This window comes from Acinetobacter sp. D009 (assembly GCF_038562025.1).
Taxonomy (GTDB): Bacteria; Pseudomonadota; Gammaproteobacteria; order Pseudomonadales; family Moraxellaceae; genus Acinetobacter; species Acinetobacter pittii.
Genome location: NZ_CP151886.1, coordinates 3,660,252 through 3,675,333 on the forward strand (window position 1 = coordinate 3,660,252; position 15,082 = coordinate 3,675,333).

A 15,082-nucleotide genomic window follows, 5' to 3' on the forward strand; every position below is an offset into this window, starting at 1 on the left:
TAGTTAAAACATGTTTAAAAATAAATAATAAAAATCAGTATTTTAATATTTTTATGATTTTAAAAATTTCTTTTATTTTCTCAACTTTAAAAGCCATAATTATATGATTTAGCGGAAACAGGTATTTCCTCAGGAAATAATATTAAATTAAACACTTAATTTACTCACAAAAACTGCCCAGAAGGCTTGTAATTCATTATTTTCAGTATAATAAGGCGATTTATCAACCGACATTCATTTAAAAAATAATCATCAGTAATTTGCATAAAGAATTATTGGAATATTAAATCCCCTCCCCTAAGTCATCGGAAATTTGCTATATTTGACGTTTTTCTGCGACATCTATTTTCGATTGATATGAATACGGCAATACAAGCAGCTCTCGACCATGCAGTGCAAACTCTTCAACAAGAAGGGGTGCTTCCTTCCGACTGGAAAAACACAAGCAACTTAACACGCACCAAAGACCGAAGCCATGGCGACTTTGCTTCTAATATTGCCATGATCGGCTCGAAAGCTGCTGGTATGAAACCACGTGATTTAGCTGAGAAAGTTCTCGCTGCATTACCAGAAGTGGCAGATATCAGTAAAGCTGAAATCGCAGGACCCGGATTTATTAACTTCTTTTTAAATGCAGACCAGCGTTTTGCTATTCTTGATCAAATTCAAGCACAAAAAGAAATTTTTGGTCGTAGCCAAGCAAATGCAGCGAAAAAGATTCAAGTCGAATTTGTTTCTGCAAACCCTACGTCTAGCCTACACGTAGGTCATGGACGTGGTGCGGCATACGGTATGACTGTTGCTAATTTACTTGAAGCAACGGGTGCTAAAGTTGACCGTGAGTACTACGTGAATGATGCTGGTCGTCAAATGGATATTTTGGCGACTTCTACTTATTTACGTTATTTGGAACTACTTGGACAAAACCTTGTATTCCCTAAAAATGCATATCAAGGCGATTACGTTAAAGAAATCGCACAAGGCATTATTGATAAAGATGGCGATGCTTACGTTCGTGAAGTTGCGAATGTTTATAAAGATGTACCAGAAGATGTGCAATATGCTGAAGAGCTAGATAGCGAAGGCAACAAAGTTGTGTTATCTGGTGATAAAGAAAAGCATATTGATGGCCTTATTGCCAACTCACAACAATTATTAGGTGAAGGTTACCGCGTATTCCACCAAGCTGCTCTTCATGCCATTTTAGATGACATTAAAGATGACCTTGCTGACTTTGGTGTAACATTCAACCAATGGTTTAGTGAAGCATCTCTTAGTGCAAAAATTGATGAAGCTTTAGAAACACTTGATCAACGTGGTTTCCTTTATGAAAAAGATGGCAACATCTGGTTCAAGTCGACTGAATTTGGTGATGAAAAAGACCGTGTTGTTAAGCGTCGGAATGGCCAAACGACTTACTTTGCATCTGACATTGCATACCACTTAAATAAACTACAACGTGGTTATACTGACCTAATCGATATTTGGGGTTCTGACCACCATGGCTATATTTCTCGCGTAAAAGCGGCGATTGATGCAATGGGTTACGACTCTAAGAAATTGACTGTTCTTTTAGTTCAGTTCGTAAGTTTATGGCGTGGCGGCGAGATGGTTCAAATGTCTTCTCGTTCTGGGCAGTTCGTAACATTACGTGACTTGCGTAAAGAAGTAGGCAATGACGCAGCTCGTTTCTACTACGTAATGCGTAAGAGTGAACAACACATCGACTTTGACCTTGACCTTGCTGTTTCACAAAGTAAAGACAATGCTGTGTACTATATTCAATATGCACACGCACGTATTTGTCGTATGTTAGAAAAAGCAGCAAGCACAGATTTACAATTCGACGTAAATACTGCTCGCCAACATGCAGCACGCTTGTCTCTTGATGCAGAAACCGAGATTCTTGCTAAACTGGCAGCTTATCCAGATGCAGTGTTGCGAGCGGCAAATGCCTATGAACCTCATCAGGTTGGTAATTACTTAAAAGAGTTAGCTGCCCTGTTCCATGGTTGGTACAATGAACATAAAGTATTAAGCGATGATGCAGAGCTTACACAAGCCCGTTTATTGCTTTCAATCAATGTACAACAAGTGCTTCGTAATGGTTTAGAATTACTTGGTGTATCTGCACCAGAATCTATGTAATAAATATATTGCATGACAGCAAATTAAAGGTCATGCAATATATAGTAAGCTGTGGTTTGTATAGCTAAAATATCAATACAAACCACTGTTTTTAGCATCGTAAGACGAGACTCAAACTCGAATTAAAAAACAATCAAAATACAGAGGAATAATCCACGTGTTTGGCAAAACGCAACGCGGTGTATCTGAAAGACCTAATAAGCCTAAAAAGCCCCTAATTCCCAAATGGTTAGGGACACTTGTCGCTATTTTGGCGGTCTTATGTATCGCTGTAATGCTTATGCTTTGGAAACCTTGGCAACCTGTTCCTGCGAAAAATCAGATTACTTCTGAACATTATCAAGAAGAAGATACTAATAAAGACTATCGCTTCTACGACCTATTGCCTCAACAACAGGTTACCCCTATTCCTGAACAAGCGATCCCTGAAAGCAAAAATCAAGGCACTGCTATGATCGTTGAGGCACCAAGTACCACTCAACCAGCGGCCTCTGAAAGTGTAGGAATTGACCCGAATCAGTCAGCTACAACTCCTCAGCAACCTACCTATATTTTACAAGTTCGTAGTTATAACGATCCTGATCAGGCTGATGCCCGCCGTGCAGAAATCATTTTAAATGGCTTATCTGCGGACGTAGTCAAAAGTACTGAAAACGGACAAACATGGTATCGCGTTATTTCCGGACCGTATGATACTCAAGACGCTGCCTTGGCTGCTCAGCAGACCTTACAACACAGTGGCATTGATTCTATCGTGATCAAACGCAAGTAAAGTGAAAATAAAGAAGGAACAAATATTTGTTCCTTTTCTTTTAAATATCAGCACAATTCCTTTCATTAGAACCAATTCCCTTTTGTCTCGCTTTTTGAAACGCAGGTCTTTGCTGAATACGGTGTAAAAACGCTTGAATATGAGGGTATTTACCCTGTAAGCGAGATTGTAAAGCTTCCAAAGGAAAGCTCATTTGAATATCAGCAAAGGAAAAATCACCTGCAAAATATTCATGCTCTGCCAAATAGTTTTCTAAAAAACTAATATGATCTTTCATACGTGGTCGAACAAAATTTGCCTTCACCCCTTCCGTGATTTTTTTAGCTACTGGTTGAATTAACCATGGCACATGCTTGTTTACACTATTCATGACCAAAGTCATGACCAGTAGTGGCATAAGCGAACCTTCAGCATAGTGCATCCAGTAAATATATTGCTGTAAATCTTGAGGTTGTGTAGGTTTAAATTGTTGCTTTTGATCATAATGCTGCTGCAGATATTCTAAAATCACAGCAGATTCTGCGATGACTTGCTCATCATCAGTCAAAATTGGAGCTTTACCTAATGGATGAATACATTTCAATGTTTCTGGAGCAGAGTAATTAGGTAAGCGTTGATAGTAATGAATATCATAATCCAAGCCTAACTCTTCTAAAGCCCATAAAATTCGAAACGAACGCGAACATTCCAGGTGGTGTACACTAATCATATTATTGCCTACTTTTATTTTTCTTTTTACATAAAAAACAGCATGTGAACATGCTGTTTTATTCCATTTGTGGCATGGATATAAAATCATCCACCTCAACAAAATAGCATTTTTACGCTGTAACAAGCACAGTATGAATGTCTAAACTACGTAACAAAGTTTTAGTGACTGGGGTTTTACCGCATACCGCTAAGATTTTTTGTTGAAGCTCTTCGTTTGGTAAGTCTTTAAAAACAATACGACGTTCTATATGTTCTTCATGTTCTCTATTGGTATGAAAATCGATTTCAACCGAAAACTCACCAAAATCATAACCCTTATGCTTTGCGTACATTCTTAAAGTAATGAGCGTACACGCGGCTAAACTTCCAGTGAGCAAATCATATGGCGCTGGGCCTTGATCTTGCCCTTCTAACTTTTCTGGCTCATCACAAAAATATTGGTGACGACCACTGGTGATTTCGCCCTTCCATTGTTCAGCAAGGGGCTTTGCTTTACTGCTTGCAATTACTGCTGTCATTTTGATGCTCTCATTTGATCTGGAAGAACAGGGGCTTCTAAACGTGCACCAACATAATCTGGAATTTCACCAAAACGTGTATCATGGTTAATCCATTGCTCACGGGCTTCTTTTAAATCACCCATTGTACGTGCAACAAAGTTCCACCATAGCAAAATTGGTGTTTCAAACGGTTCACCGCCAATCAAAAGGATACGATTGCCTTTTTTTACTTCAATCTCAATTTCACTAAGACCCGTATCTAATACCACCATGTTGTCAGCAGTTAACTCATGGCCATTTACACGAGCACTACCCTCAAGCGCCATAAAACCATATTCATAATTAGGATTTAATGGAATGCGGGTTTTCGTATCTTCGGTAGCAATGAGGTCAACACCCACTAACGGCGTATGTACCAAGACTGGAGAAGTAGTTGCCAAATATTCACCCACAAGCACGGTAAACTCTAGACCGTCTTTCTCAACAACAGGCAGTTCAGGATAATGTTCAAATTTCGGGTCCATGTTGCGCTTAGCATCTGGTAAGGCAATCCAGAGCTGAGCAGCGTGCATTTGAGTTTCTGTATCAGGTGCAACTTCTGTATGTGAAATTCCGTGACCTGCCGTCATTAAATTAACTTGTTTAGGTCGAATCAGTTGTTTTGAGCCTAGACTATCGGTATGCATCATGGTGCCTTCAATCATCCACGTGAAGGTTTGCAAACCAATATGAGGATGAGGACCAACATCTAAACCATCACCCGCCGGAAAAGTGACTGGGCCCGCATGATCTAGGAAACACCACGCACCAATCATTCGTTTTTGTCGGCTAGGTAAAGCCCGCTTAATGACTGTCCCCTGTCCAATTTCAGCAGAGCGAATTGGAAATTCCTGAATAAACTGATTGGCAAATTTTTCGCAATCCTTTGAATCAGAAATATCGTAATCATTATTATTGCTCATGATATTACTCTCTTTTACCTATGCTTTTGCAATGAGTCGTTGTAATGATCTTAACAATACACTCATTATTCAATATAGTCTTTTAGTAATACACAGGGTGCTATGAATGAGACAATCATTTGTTAATTACATAACATTAAAGCTGCATTGAGCAGCTTAAGATGATTGAGTTTTAACGAGCTGTTTCAGGTTTTTCATAAATTGACCAAATTGTGGGAGAAACTCTTGAAATAGTGGGTGGTCACGGTTTTCAAGCATAACCTCACTAAAAAGTTTTAGCCCAACTCCAAAAGATTTTGTTGTTTCATCATCAAAAAAATCTGCTTTTTTTAAGCGTTCAACAATTTCAAAAATATCGTCATGATTTCCCGCATAGAACTCAAGGCGTTCAGTATAAGTAGAGGCCTCTCCTTTTGCATTTTTTAAGTGTTGTACCGTGACATGATATTGATGTTGTTTCATATATAAATTCTCTCTTAAAAATTAATAACTTTGAAGAATTTCAACTTGTTTAAGGTCGACTTATAGGCGCCCAATCGCAACAGCAGCCTGATCAATTTTTTCGGCAATTTGATAAATCTGCTCTTGCTGTAAACCTGCCGAGTTCAACTTCAAACGTAAGGCTGTTTTTAGGTTTTCCATTGCACGGTGAATTTCGATTAATTCATCATTACTGTGGATTTCTCGTCTTAAACGTAGTTTTTCTAATAACTCTTTCAACTTGTCTTGTTGTTCAGTTAAGTAAGCTTTCCCAAATTCCGTGATTTGATATTGCTTACGCTCTACATCCAGCAAATTAATCAACTTCATTTCTTCAAGACTGGTTAATGTTGGATAAATTGTTCCTGCGCTTGGCGTATAGCCATCGCCTACCAAATCACTTATTTCTTTAATGATTTCATAGCCATGCTTTGGGCTTTGCTGAATAAGGTGGAGTACCAAAAGTTTCATGCGTCCAGCTTTAAAAAGTCTTCCACGGCGTCCCGAACGATGATGTTCAGCATGATGCTGTTCTGATTGTTGTTTCATCTTTTAAGATCCAAAATGATCAATTTATAATTATTAAGATATATCTTAATATATCTTTGATCAAGTAAAAGTAATAAGAGTTGATCTATTGCTTTGATAGTTATCAAAATTAATTTTTAGCTTTAAAATCTAAGTAATAAAAAAGAGTGCTTAAGCACTCTTATATAGCCACATGTTTAGCAAAGTCGGTAAATAAAGCCAGAATCAAAAAATTATTATGTGATCAGATTTCTTTTCTGCTCAAACTGCTCTTCAATTTTTGAACTCAAAAAATTGACAATAGGCTGCAAAGCATAATGCTCCTCTTGCCAATTTTGTTTGCCGATTTCCCCTCTATATTCCTGTATAAGTCGCTGCAATACGAATTTCTGCTCATCAGAAAGCTGAGACATAACCCATCGTGCAGCATTGTCTTTTGAAGCAATATCCTTCATCACTAAACTAAAATAGATCCGGCATAAAGCTAAAATCTGGTTTCTTTCATCTGCATCCTCATCCCAATGCGCTACAATTTCGGGATAAGTGTCAGACATTGCTTGCCATAGTTTTTGATCAGAAATTTCAGGTGCCCATTGGTTTAAAGCTGGCCCAAATAAAACTGTATGATGAGATCTCGCTTTTCTAAGCAATATACTAATATCTGGGTCTTTCTGTGAGCTCAATATTCCACCTTCTTTAAGCTCTTCACGCAGCCATTCACCAAATTGCATTTCATAACTTAAAGGATAAATTCCAGACTGAATCTCATCTTTTAATAAAATAGTAACTTCTAATGGCCTTTGTAATTCCCCAACAGGCTGTGAAATTTTTAGTAATTCTTGTGCAAGCTGCTCACGTAAAGCAGAAGTTAATGGTTGAGTGACCACGACCAGTACATCAAGATCACTTTCTGGCCCTAAACCACCGTCAACAGCTGAACCATAAAGATAAATTGCAAATAATGATTCCGCTAAAAGCTGCTGTAATTTTTCTTGTAGATATTCTAACTGAATTAAATCAGGCATCTCTCACCTCCTTTGGAAGAAACAGATATAAAAAAGGCAGGATTAAATCCTGCCTTTTCATTTAATTATTCCCACTCAATCGTTGCTGGTGGTTTAGATGACACGTCATATACAACACGTGATACATCTTTAATTTCATTCATAATACGCGTTGAGATTTTATCAACCAATTCGTATGGTAAATGTGCAAAACGAGCTGTCATAAAGTCAACCGTTTCAACTGCACGAAGCGCAATTACCCATGCATAACGACGGCCATCACCCACTACACCAACTGACTTAACAGGTTGGAACACAGCAAACGCTTGAGCAGTTTTATCATACCAACCACTGTCACGAAGCTCTTGCATGAAGATGTCATCAGCAAGACGAAGAATATCAGCATATTCTTTCTTCACCTCACCCAAAATACGAACACCTAAACCAGGGCCCGGGAATGGATGGCGGTAAATCATGCTATGTGGCAAGCCAAGTGTAGTACCTAATTTACGAACTTCGTCTTTGAATAAGTCGCGTAAAGGTTCTACCAATTCAAATGCTAAATCTTCTGGTAAACCACCCACGTTGTGGTGTGATTTAATGACGTGTGCTTTACCTTGTTTGCTTGCAGCAGATTCGATTACGTCTGGGTAAATCGTACCTTGTGCCAAGAATTTCACGCCATCAAGTTTACGTGCTTCTTCAGCAAATACCTCAATGAATTCACGGCCAATGATTTTACGTTTTTTCTCGGGATCAACTTCACCAGCCAATGCAGTTAAAAAGCGTTGTTCAGCATCTGCACGAATAACACGGATACCCATGTTTTCAGCAAACATTTGCATCACTTGATCACCTTCGTTTAAACGAAGTAAACCATTATCAACAAATACACATGTTAGCTGGTCGCCAATTGCTTTGTGTAAAAGCGCAGCAACGACAGATGAGTCAACACCACCTGAAAGGCCTAAAAGAACTTTTTCATTACCAATTTGTTCACGTAATTGTTCTACACGTAAATCGATGATGTGCTCAGGTGTCCAAAGGCCACCACATCCACAAATTTTATGAACGAAGTTTGCAAGTAACTCTTCACCTTTTGCCGTGTGTGTTACTTCTGGGTGGAATTGCACGCCATAAAAACGACGCGCTTCATCACTTACAGCAGCAACTGGACAGCTTGGTGTGCTTGCAGTAATGGTAAAGCCTTCTGGAATCTGGCTAACTTTGTCACCATGACTCATCCAAACATGAAGTTGATTTTCACGGTCTTGTAAGTTACCAATCAGTTGGTCGCGTTTAACGATATCAACTTCGGCATAACCAAACTCATGTACAGTACCCGGCTCAACTTTACCGCCTAACTGTTCAGACATGGTTTGCAAGCCATAGCAAATACCCAATACTGGAACGCCTAACTCAAACACTACTTGTGGTGCGCGAGGGCTACCTTCTTCATGCACGCTCTCAGGTCCACCTGACAAAATAATGCCATTTGGCTTAAAAGCGCGAATGTCTTCTTCAGACATATCAAAAGCATACATTTCAGAGTAAACACCAGCTTCACGTACACGACGTGCAATGAGCTGACTATATTGAGAGCCGAAATCCAGAATCAGGATACGATCTTCAGTAATTTGAGTATTGGTAGTCATGACAAACCACTAAATGGCAAAAGAATTAAGCGCGCCATTTTAACATTTTTCGCGCTTCGGCGCACCGCAAATCATCATATATCTTATTTTTTTCATATCAGAATCATTTCTATAATTGGATTGTTTGATATAAATCAAAATTTACTTATATTTATCAACTGTATGGGTTACGCTTAAAAACTCCATGTGTATTGATAAATTCATCACATTCTATGCAACATCGCCTTGAATTTGATGTTAAGATGAGCCGATAAAACAGGCATTACCATGGAAAGGTAAATACCATAAGCGATATTTGTCTGTGCTTAAACAATTATCCATTTTTATGGCTTGTTGCCCCCTATCAAAATCAATAGAAATCTAAGGAACAACAATGCTTCAAACTATGATTGCAGATTTCCAGCAACATTTTTGGTTGTATGTCTCTATTCCTTTTATGAGTGGCTTAATTGGCTATATCACCAAGGTGGTTGCCATCCAGATGATGTTTTCACCACTTGAATTTAAAGGTATTAAACCATTTTTGGGTTGGCAAGGTATTGTGCCTCGCAAAGCTGAGAAAATGGCAACCATTGCTGTTGAGCTCATGACAGCAAAGCTGATTAAACCTGAAGAAATTTTTGCACGCCTAGATCCTAAACGTATTGCCAAAGAAATAGAAAAACCCCTACTTGCAGCGGCTGAAGACATTACCCGTGACGTTGCTCAAGAGTATCAGCCTGGTTTATGGGAAGGCATGCCAGAATTTGCTCGCCAAAGACTTATCCGTCGTGTGCAATCCAAAGCACCAGAAATTGTTGAACACATCATGAGCGAAGTACAACGTGATGTGAATCGATACTTTGATATTAAACATCTTGTTATCAGCAACTTGCTTAAAGATAAACGTTTGCTCAACAATATTTTTAAACGTGTAGGGAAACAAGAATTTAAATTTTTCAGTAATGTAGGCTTTGTATTTGGCTTCGGTATTGGTGTAATTCAGATGCTGTGCTGGATTGTCACTCAAGGAAAATATCCTTGGATGCTACCTTTATTTGGTGGTTTTGTGGGTTTCTTCAGTGACTGGATTGCACTGCAAATGATGTTTAGACCACTTTATCCTAAAAAGATATTGGGTTACACATGGCAAGGTCTGTTTATTAAACGCCAAAATGAAGTTGCAGCTGACTATGCAGCTTTAATTTCTAAGCAGCTTTTAACTTCACGTCACATGATGGAAGAGTTATTTTCTGGTACACATTCTGCACGTGTTATTGATCTGGTTAACCGGCATGTCAAACAAGAAATTGATATGCAAGCTGGGGTTATTCGTCCGTTAGTTGTATATGCAATTGGTGGAGAAAAATATCAGAATATGAAATCACAAGTTGCTGAACGTATTATGCAACAGCTTCCAGAGACGATGAAATATGTAGAGTCTTATGCAGAAGATGCAATGAATATTCGTAGCACACTCATTGAACGTATGCAAAAATTAACACCTTCTGAATTTGAAGGGATGTTACGTCCTGCATTTAAAGAAGATGAGTGGGCCTTGATTGCAGTCGGCGCAGTTCTTGGTTTCGTGGTTGGGGAATTGCAAATCCAATTTATGCTTTAATTTTTAAAATAAAGAAATAAAAAAACCGGATGAATTGCTCATCCGGTTTTTATTTTGTCTTGAATATTATTTCTCGATTGCATGATCCAGACTAATACGGCCAGCACCATGAAGCATTAGGAAGAATAAACCACCTGCCATTGCTAAGTTTTTCATAAAGTGGATGCCATTATTGTATTGTGCCGCTGCATCAGCCCCACCTTGGTGGAACAAGAATGCAGTTAAAATACTGAAGATACCAAGACCGAAAGCTGCAAAGCGTGCTTGGAAACCAAATAACAAGGCTAAACCACCACCAAACTCAACCAAGATCACCAAAGGAAGAATTCCACCTGGTACACCCATTGCTTCCATATATCCTGCAGTTGCTGCATAACCGGTAATTTTCCCCCAACCAGCAACAAGGAAGATATAAGCCATAAGAAGACGAGCAATAAGGCTAATAAAACTGTCCGCGCCTGATTGCGTTACGATATTTTTGACCACTACATTTGGATTAAACATTTTGCCACCTTTATTTAAATGCTTATTTATTGATGAGCTCATTCTAGGTTTGGGACATTGATAATTAAATACTCAAAATCCATATATATCGTTGCACAAACAGGATGATCAATTTGTATATTTTTGATGTTTTATACTGACTTTCTATAGGGTCACTGCTAGGATTTGAGCACGGTTTACCACTTAATCATCTCATGGAACTTCTTGATTTTATTCTACACGTTGATCAACATCTCGCCGAGTTTATTACAAATTACGGGACGTGGATTTATGGCATTTTATTTTTAATTATCTTTGTCGAAACCGGTTTAGTGGTTATGCCGTTTTTACCGGGAGATAGTCTACTATTTGCAGCTGGTGCTTTAGCAGCATCTACAGGTGCGATGGATCCATGGTTATTGGGTGCTCTACTCTTCATTGCTGCCGTTTTAGGCGATACAGTGAACTACCATATTGGTCGTTTTATCGGTCCACGTGTATTTGAAATGAATTCACGATTCATTAATAAGCAGCATTTAATTAAAACCCAAGAATTCTTTGCTCGTCATGGTGGCAAAACAATTATTTTTGCTCGCTTTGTTCCATTTGCCCGTACTTTTGCCCCTTTTGTTGCGGGTGCTGGTAGCATGAACTATAAGTTTTTCTTAACTTATAATGTGATTGGCGCATTTTGTTGGGTCGCTTCTTTTGTGGCGTTAGGCTATCTATTTGGAAATATGCCAATCGTTAAAGACAACTTCACTCATCTTATTTTTGGCATCATTATTATTAGTGTTTTACCGGGTATCATCGGCTTTATACGTGAAAAACTAAAAAGCCGGAAAACCAATGCTTAAGGCTTAATTTAGAAGAAACGGAATACCACTGGAAGCATACATAAAATAAGCAACATAGCCGATCCTTTATATAAATGATCGGCTTTTATTTTTTGTACTGGACCCGTTAATAGTGCACGTCCAAAAATCATCCAGAAGCTTGCAGCTGGAATGAGCGTCAATGTAAAAACACCAAATACCATTAGACAATTTTCAGGCGAATTCCATGTTTCGGCAGGGAAAATACCTGCAGCAAAAAGTAAAGATTTCGGATTTTTTAAGGTTGAGAAGAATAATTGACGTGGGCGAATGTTACGGTGAGTTTGACTAAATTGTTGTAAATGGGTGGTTTTCCATAATCGGAATGCCATCCAGAACACATACGCCACACTTGTAATATGTAAAATGAGCAATAACGCCGGCCAAACTGGTGCTGCCAAATGAATAAACACAGCCCAAAAGCTAATACCGTAGGCATAGCCTAACCATTCCATAGGAATAAGCCAAAATGCTTTAGATAAACCTTGAGAATGAGCAGCGGTTGCAAGTAAAGCATTTGTCGGCCCAGGAATGAGCAAAACAGCCAACATTGCCAATACAAAAAACCAACTCTCAATCATAAAGTTTCCATAATATCCAAGATGGGGCCACCTTAAACGAAACAGGCAAAATATAGCAAGTTTATAAGGCTTTTTGATTACAGAAAATACAGAATTTTGGAAGCTTAAAAATTGATAAACCAATTATTTATATTAATTTTATTATGAAACATTTTGCTAAACTTTATTCATCACAACATGCCTTAGTTAGCATATTGCGATGTAAAGTTGACTATTAATTGGTCTTTTTGCGGACAATAATTGGACAATTCTTGAACTGGGCAGCCTGAACAATTGCTTCTTGTTGGCCTAAAACACGTGAAAGTTCGGTATTTTTCGTTGAAGAAGACTGTCCCATGTTTACAGAAATAGATGGACCGAATCCCCAACCACCTCGTCCCCAGCCACCACCGAGTCCAAGACCAACACCCATACCTGTACTTTTTGGAGTTTGCACGCCATTGTCGATATATTGCTGAATACGGTTATATTCACTTTGAAGCTGCTGGCAGCTCAAAGATTGATATTGTGTCGGAGACACATAAGTCGGTTTTACCGTTGTAGCACAAGCGCCAAGGAGTAAAGTGGCTGCCACCAAAGGCGCAATATATAAGCCTTTCATCATTTTTCTCTTATCGTTTTGGCTCAATCTCACCAAACAATGTCTCATAAGCTTGAGTCAATTTATGTTCGGGTGCCAAATGGGCCAAAGGTAAATTTTTCTGATGCGATTCTTTCATCAAAATCGAAGGCGGTAACATGCTATTGAGTACAGGCAACCCTTCATCTTTTAACTGCTGAACCACTTCCCGAGGTAATTTTGCTTGGGATTGGAATTGATTCACCACAATTCCTTCAATTTCCAAGCGATCATTATGATCATCTTGCGTTTCGAGAACATTTTCAATCAATGTTTGTAACGCACGCTTTGAAAAAACATCACAGTCGAAAGGAATAAGTACTTTATCTGCCGCAATCAGAGCAGAAAGAGTAAAAAAGTTAAATGCTGGTGGTGTGTCTATATAGATACGGTCATATCGCCCAACTAAGTTTTGAATAGAGTCACGCAATTTATAAATTTTATGTTTACTTTCAAGCGCATGTTCAAGCGCGCCAAGTGTAGGACTTGCTGGAAGCACATCTAATTTTGCAAAAGGAGTTGAATGAACAAAACTGTCGAGATCTTTATTTCTTGGAGCTTTTAAAATTGAACCTAATGCGTTACCGATTAAACCCTTTTGTTGATTGTTGCCCAACACATCATCAAAGAAATTTTCGATATTTGGCTCTAAAATTGATTTTTCAGCAGAATAGGTTGCTTCGTCACCTAAAAGATACTGACTAGAATTGGCTTGAGGATCAAGATCGATCACCAATGTTCTTAAGCCATGTTTGGCACTAATTGCAGCCAAATTTACAGTAATACTTGATTTCCCTACACCGCCTTTTTGGTTAAACACCACACGAGTTAACATGTTTCCCTCTGCATATTATTTTACTGTACGCAGTTTAACCTAGAGCTTAATCAAAAAGGCAAAGAATGTAGAACAATTAAGCAAAAACAGGTTTCACAATCACTAAGATCATAATAGCAATAAATGCAATCGCACTAATGACCAAACCTGCACGACGCTGTGCCAACAAAAGAGTGTCATCTTTTTTAAAGGCTTTCATCAGGGAAGATAACAACACTAAAAATAGAATAATTTTAGCGTAAAACCACGGTTGTACCTGAAAGTCTTTCATGACTAACAAAATTGCACCCGTAATGAAAACCACGGTAAATGACAAATGTTGTAAGGCAACTAATACTTTACGCCCTGCTGGATTGGGTTGTTCACCTTGAACACCTATAAACAGAGTTGAAGCGCGTAAAACAAAGACCATAAGTGCAGCAGCTACCGCAGTCATATGAATAATTTTAGTGAGTAAATGTGCATCCATGAAATTAACCCTTAGCTTTTAGGTGCATGTGCACATTCTGGGCTAGCAGGTGCTTGACCTTGCCACTCACTTGGCAAATAAGCATGAATTGCTAAAGCATGAATTTGGCCCGGATTCATCAAATCAGAAGCTAAGGCGTATACTTTTTGATGACGTTGAACTAAGCGCAATCCATTAAATTCGTCGCTCACTATAATCACTTTAAAATGAGATTCCTTACCTGGAAAATAACCACCGTGCCCGGCAGACTCATTGATCACTTCCAAATGGCTAGGTGCAAGTGTTTGTAACCGTTCAATCAACTGTTGTTCAAGGCTCATAGCTTTTCCTTTTACGATTATTCGTATATTTGAACCTAGTATACCTTGTCTACACACAAACAAAAGTTGCTCTTGTATGCTTTAACTTCAAACAAAATGTCTATTTATTCGGCAACTTAACAATAAAAATACCGCTAAATGGTCATTTCTGTTTTTATTTTATGCAATCAGCATAATTATTTGCATAAAGTTGTTGACCCTTGTTTTGCTTAATGTATTATAAGCGGCACGCGGGAATAGCTCAGTTGGTAGAGCATAACCTTGCCAAGGTTGGGGTCGCGAGTTCGAGTCTCGTTTCCCGCTCCAAATTGGTTTTTTTTGAGAAAGTTTTAGTAAAAACTGCTTATATATGCGGGAATAGCTCAGTTGGTAGAGCATAACCTTGCCAAGGTTGGGGTCGCGAGTTCGAGTCTCGTTTCCCGCTCCAAATTTAAAAGGCCCTAGTCGAAAGACTGGGGCTTTTTTCTTTTTATCGATCCATGATTTTACGTTCTATCGATTCACAGCATATTTTTAGGATAACTCGACTCAAGCCCA

17 protein-coding genes and 2 tRNA genes are annotated in these 15,082 nt (G+C 38.6%); 6 read left to right on the forward strand and 13 right to left on the reverse strand.

The features are described 5' to 3' along the window. Positions 1-357 precede the first annotated feature (357 nt). The gene (argS, locus tag AAC388_RS17485) at positions 358-2,148 is read left to right on the forward strand and encodes an arginine--tRNA ligase (protein WP_270907603.1); all 1,791 of its coding nucleotides are present in this window, start codon (positions 358-360) and stop codon (positions 2,146-2,148) included. Between the two features lie 157 nt (positions 2,149-2,305). After that, positions 2,306-2,920: an SPOR domain-containing protein gene (locus AAC388_RS17490; RefSeq protein ID WP_005804763.1), complete on the forward strand. Its 615-nt coding sequence runs from the start codon at positions 2,306-2,308 to the stop codon at positions 2,918-2,920. Positions 2,921-2,960: 40 nt separating this feature from the next. Here the strand turns inward: AAC388_RS17490 and AAC388_RS17495 are convergent, their stop codons facing one another. The 7 genes from AAC388_RS17495 to guaA form a co-directional block, all read right to left on the reverse strand. After that, positions 2,961-3,629 (reverse strand): glutathione S-transferase, encoded by a 669-nt coding sequence (locus tag AAC388_RS17495; RefSeq protein WP_320539515.1) that lies wholly within the window; start codon positions 3,627-3,629, stop codon positions 2,961-2,963. 112 nt (positions 3,630-3,741) lie between these two features. Continuing rightward, on the reverse strand, positions 3,742-4,149 hold the full coding sequence (locus AAC388_RS17500; protein WP_002114081.1) for an OsmC family protein: 408 nt from the start codon (positions 4,147-4,149) through the stop codon (positions 3,742-3,744). Then, positions 4,146-5,093, reverse strand: coding sequence for a pirin family protein (locus AAC388_RS17505; RefSeq protein WP_320539516.1), 948 nt, complete (start codon positions 5,091-5,093; stop codon positions 4,146-4,148). Before AAC388_RS17505 ends, AAC388_RS17500 begins: the two co-directional genes overlap by 4 nt. 156 nt (positions 5,094-5,249) lie before the next feature. Next, positions 5,250-5,555 (reverse strand): DUF3861 domain-containing protein, encoded by a 306-nt coding sequence (locus AAC388_RS17510; RefSeq protein ID WP_002114086.1) that lies wholly within the window; start codon positions 5,553-5,555, stop codon positions 5,250-5,252. Positions 5,556-5,615: 60 nt separating this feature from the next. After that, positions 5,616-6,122, reverse strand: coding sequence for a PadR family transcriptional regulator (locus tag AAC388_RS17515; protein ID WP_320539517.1), 507 nt, complete (start codon positions 6,120-6,122; stop codon positions 5,616-5,618). Positions 6,123-6,337: 215 nt separating this feature from the next. Beyond that, positions 6,338-7,126, reverse strand: a complete 789-nt coding sequence (locus AAC388_RS17520; RefSeq protein ID WP_320539518.1) for an ANT(3'')-II family aminoglycoside nucleotidyltransferase — start codon at positions 7,124-7,126, stop codon at positions 6,338-6,340. Between the two features lie 65 nt (positions 7,127-7,191). Continuing rightward, the gene (gene guaA / locus AAC388_RS17525) at positions 7,192-8,760 is read right to left on the reverse strand and encodes a glutamine-hydrolyzing GMP synthase (RefSeq protein WP_002114136.1); all 1,569 of its coding nucleotides are present in this window, start codon (positions 8,758-8,760) and stop codon (positions 7,192-7,194) included. Between the two features lie 385 nt (positions 8,761-9,145). Between guaA and AAC388_RS17530 the strand changes: the two genes are divergently transcribed. After that, complete coding sequence (locus AAC388_RS17530) at positions 9,146-10,363, forward strand: DUF445 family protein (protein WP_014208114.1); 1,218 nt, start codon at positions 9,146-9,148, stop codon at positions 10,361-10,363. A 66-nt stretch (positions 10,364-10,429) separates the two neighbouring features. On the opposite strand, the gene AAC388_RS17535 is transcribed toward AAC388_RS17530, so the two are convergent. Continuing rightward, positions 10,430-10,867, reverse strand: a complete 438-nt coding sequence (locus AAC388_RS17535) for a DoxX family protein (protein ID WP_002114126.1) — start codon at positions 10,865-10,867, stop codon at positions 10,430-10,432. A 194-nt stretch (positions 10,868-11,061) separates the two neighbouring features. On the opposite strand from AAC388_RS17535, the gene AAC388_RS17540 reads away from it, so the two are divergent. Beyond that, positions 11,062-11,703: a DedA family protein gene (locus tag AAC388_RS17540; protein WP_005071971.1), complete on the forward strand. Its 642-nt coding sequence runs from the start codon at positions 11,062-11,064 to the stop codon at positions 11,701-11,703. An 8-nt stretch (positions 11,704-11,711) separates the two neighbouring features. On the opposite strand, the gene AAC388_RS17545 is transcribed toward AAC388_RS17540, so the two are convergent. From AAC388_RS17545 to AAC388_RS17565, 5 genes are all read right to left on the reverse strand, one after another. Continuing rightward, complete coding sequence (locus AAC388_RS17545) at positions 11,712-12,302, reverse strand: LysE family transporter (protein ID WP_017399730.1); 591 nt, start codon at positions 12,300-12,302, stop codon at positions 11,712-11,714. A 214-nt stretch (positions 12,303-12,516) separates the two neighbouring features. Further along, positions 12,517-12,903, reverse strand: coding sequence for a hypothetical protein (locus tag AAC388_RS17550; protein WP_002114091.1), 387 nt, complete (start codon positions 12,901-12,903; stop codon positions 12,517-12,519). A gap of 10 nt (positions 12,904-12,913) precedes the next feature. Next, positions 12,914-13,756 carry a ParA family protein gene (locus tag AAC388_RS17555; protein WP_005071966.1) on the reverse strand — a complete coding sequence of 281 codons (843 nt, stop codon included), beginning with the start codon at positions 13,754-13,756 and terminating at the stop codon, positions 12,914-12,916. A gap of 76 nt (positions 13,757-13,832) precedes the next feature. Continuing rightward, positions 13,833-14,225 (reverse strand): SirB2 family protein, encoded by a 393-nt coding sequence (locus tag AAC388_RS17560; RefSeq protein ID WP_342370987.1) that lies wholly within the window; start codon positions 14,223-14,225, stop codon positions 13,833-13,835. Between the two features lie 11 nt (positions 14,226-14,236). Continuing rightward, positions 14,237-14,545: a BolA family protein gene (locus AAC388_RS17565; RefSeq protein WP_002114074.1), complete on the reverse strand. Its 309-nt coding sequence runs from the start codon at positions 14,543-14,545 to the stop codon at positions 14,237-14,239. A gap of 230 nt (positions 14,546-14,775) precedes the next feature. Between AAC388_RS17565 and AAC388_RS17570 the strand changes: the two genes are divergently transcribed. After that, positions 14,776-14,851: transfer RNA gene (locus AAC388_RS17570), tRNA-Gly, on the forward strand. A 45-nt stretch (positions 14,852-14,896) separates the two neighbouring features. Further along, positions 14,897-14,972, forward strand: a tRNA-Gly gene (locus AAC388_RS17575). Positions 14,973-15,082 lie beyond the last annotated feature (110 nt).

Coding starts and splice junctions, on each gene's coding strand:
- argS (WP_270907603.1), top strand. CDS start 358: ATGAATACGGCAATACAAGCAGCTCTCGACCATGCAGTGCAAACTCTT.
- AAC388_RS17495 (WP_320539515.1), bottom strand. CDS start 3,629: ATGATTAGTGTACACCACCTGGAATGTTCGCGTTCGTTTCGAATTTTA.
- AAC388_RS17500 (WP_002114081.1), bottom strand. CDS start 4,149: ATGACAGCAGTAATTGCAAGCAGTAAAGCAAAGCCCCTTGCTGAACAA.
- AAC388_RS17505 (WP_320539516.1), bottom strand. CDS start 5,093: ATGAGCAATAATAATGATTACGATATTTCTGATTCAAAGGATTGCGAA.
- AAC388_RS17510 (WP_002114086.1), bottom strand. CDS start 5,555: ATGAAACAACATCAATATCATGTCACGGTACAACACTTAAAAAATGCA.
- AAC388_RS17515 (WP_320539517.1), bottom strand. CDS start 6,122: ATGAAACAACAATCAGAACAGCATCATGCTGAACATCATCGTTCGGGA.
- AAC388_RS17520 (WP_320539518.1), bottom strand. CDS start 7,126: ATGCCTGATTTAATTCAGTTAGAATATCTACAAGAAAAATTACAGCAG.
- guaA (WP_002114136.1), bottom strand. CDS start 8,760: ATGACTACCAATACTCAAATTACTGAAGATCGTATCCTGATTCTGGAT.
- AAC388_RS17530 (WP_014208114.1), top strand. CDS start 9,146: ATGATTGCAGATTTCCAGCAACATTTTTGGTTGTATGTCTCTATTCCT.
- AAC388_RS17535 (WP_002114126.1), bottom strand. CDS start 10,867: ATGTTTAATCCAAATGTAGTGGTCAAAAATATCGTAACGCAATCAGGC.
- AAC388_RS17540 (WP_005071971.1), top strand. CDS start 11,062: ATGGAACTTCTTGATTTTATTCTACACGTTGATCAACATCTCGCCGAG.
- AAC388_RS17545 (WP_017399730.1), bottom strand. CDS start 12,302: ATGATTGAGAGTTGGTTTTTTGTATTGGCAATGTTGGCTGTTTTGCTC.
- AAC388_RS17550 (WP_002114091.1), bottom strand. CDS start 12,903: ATGAAAGGCTTATATATTGCGCCTTTGGTGGCAGCCACTTTACTCCTT.
- AAC388_RS17555 (WP_005071966.1), bottom strand. CDS start 13,756: ATGTTAACTCGTGTGGTGTTTAACCAAAAAGGCGGTGTAGGGAAATCA.
- AAC388_RS17560 (WP_342370987.1), bottom strand. CDS start 14,225: ATGGATGCACATTTACTCACTAAAATTATTCATATGACTGCGGTAGCT.
- AAC388_RS17565 (WP_002114074.1), bottom strand. CDS start 14,545: ATGAGCCTTGAACAACAGTTGATTGAACGGTTACAAACACTTGCACCT.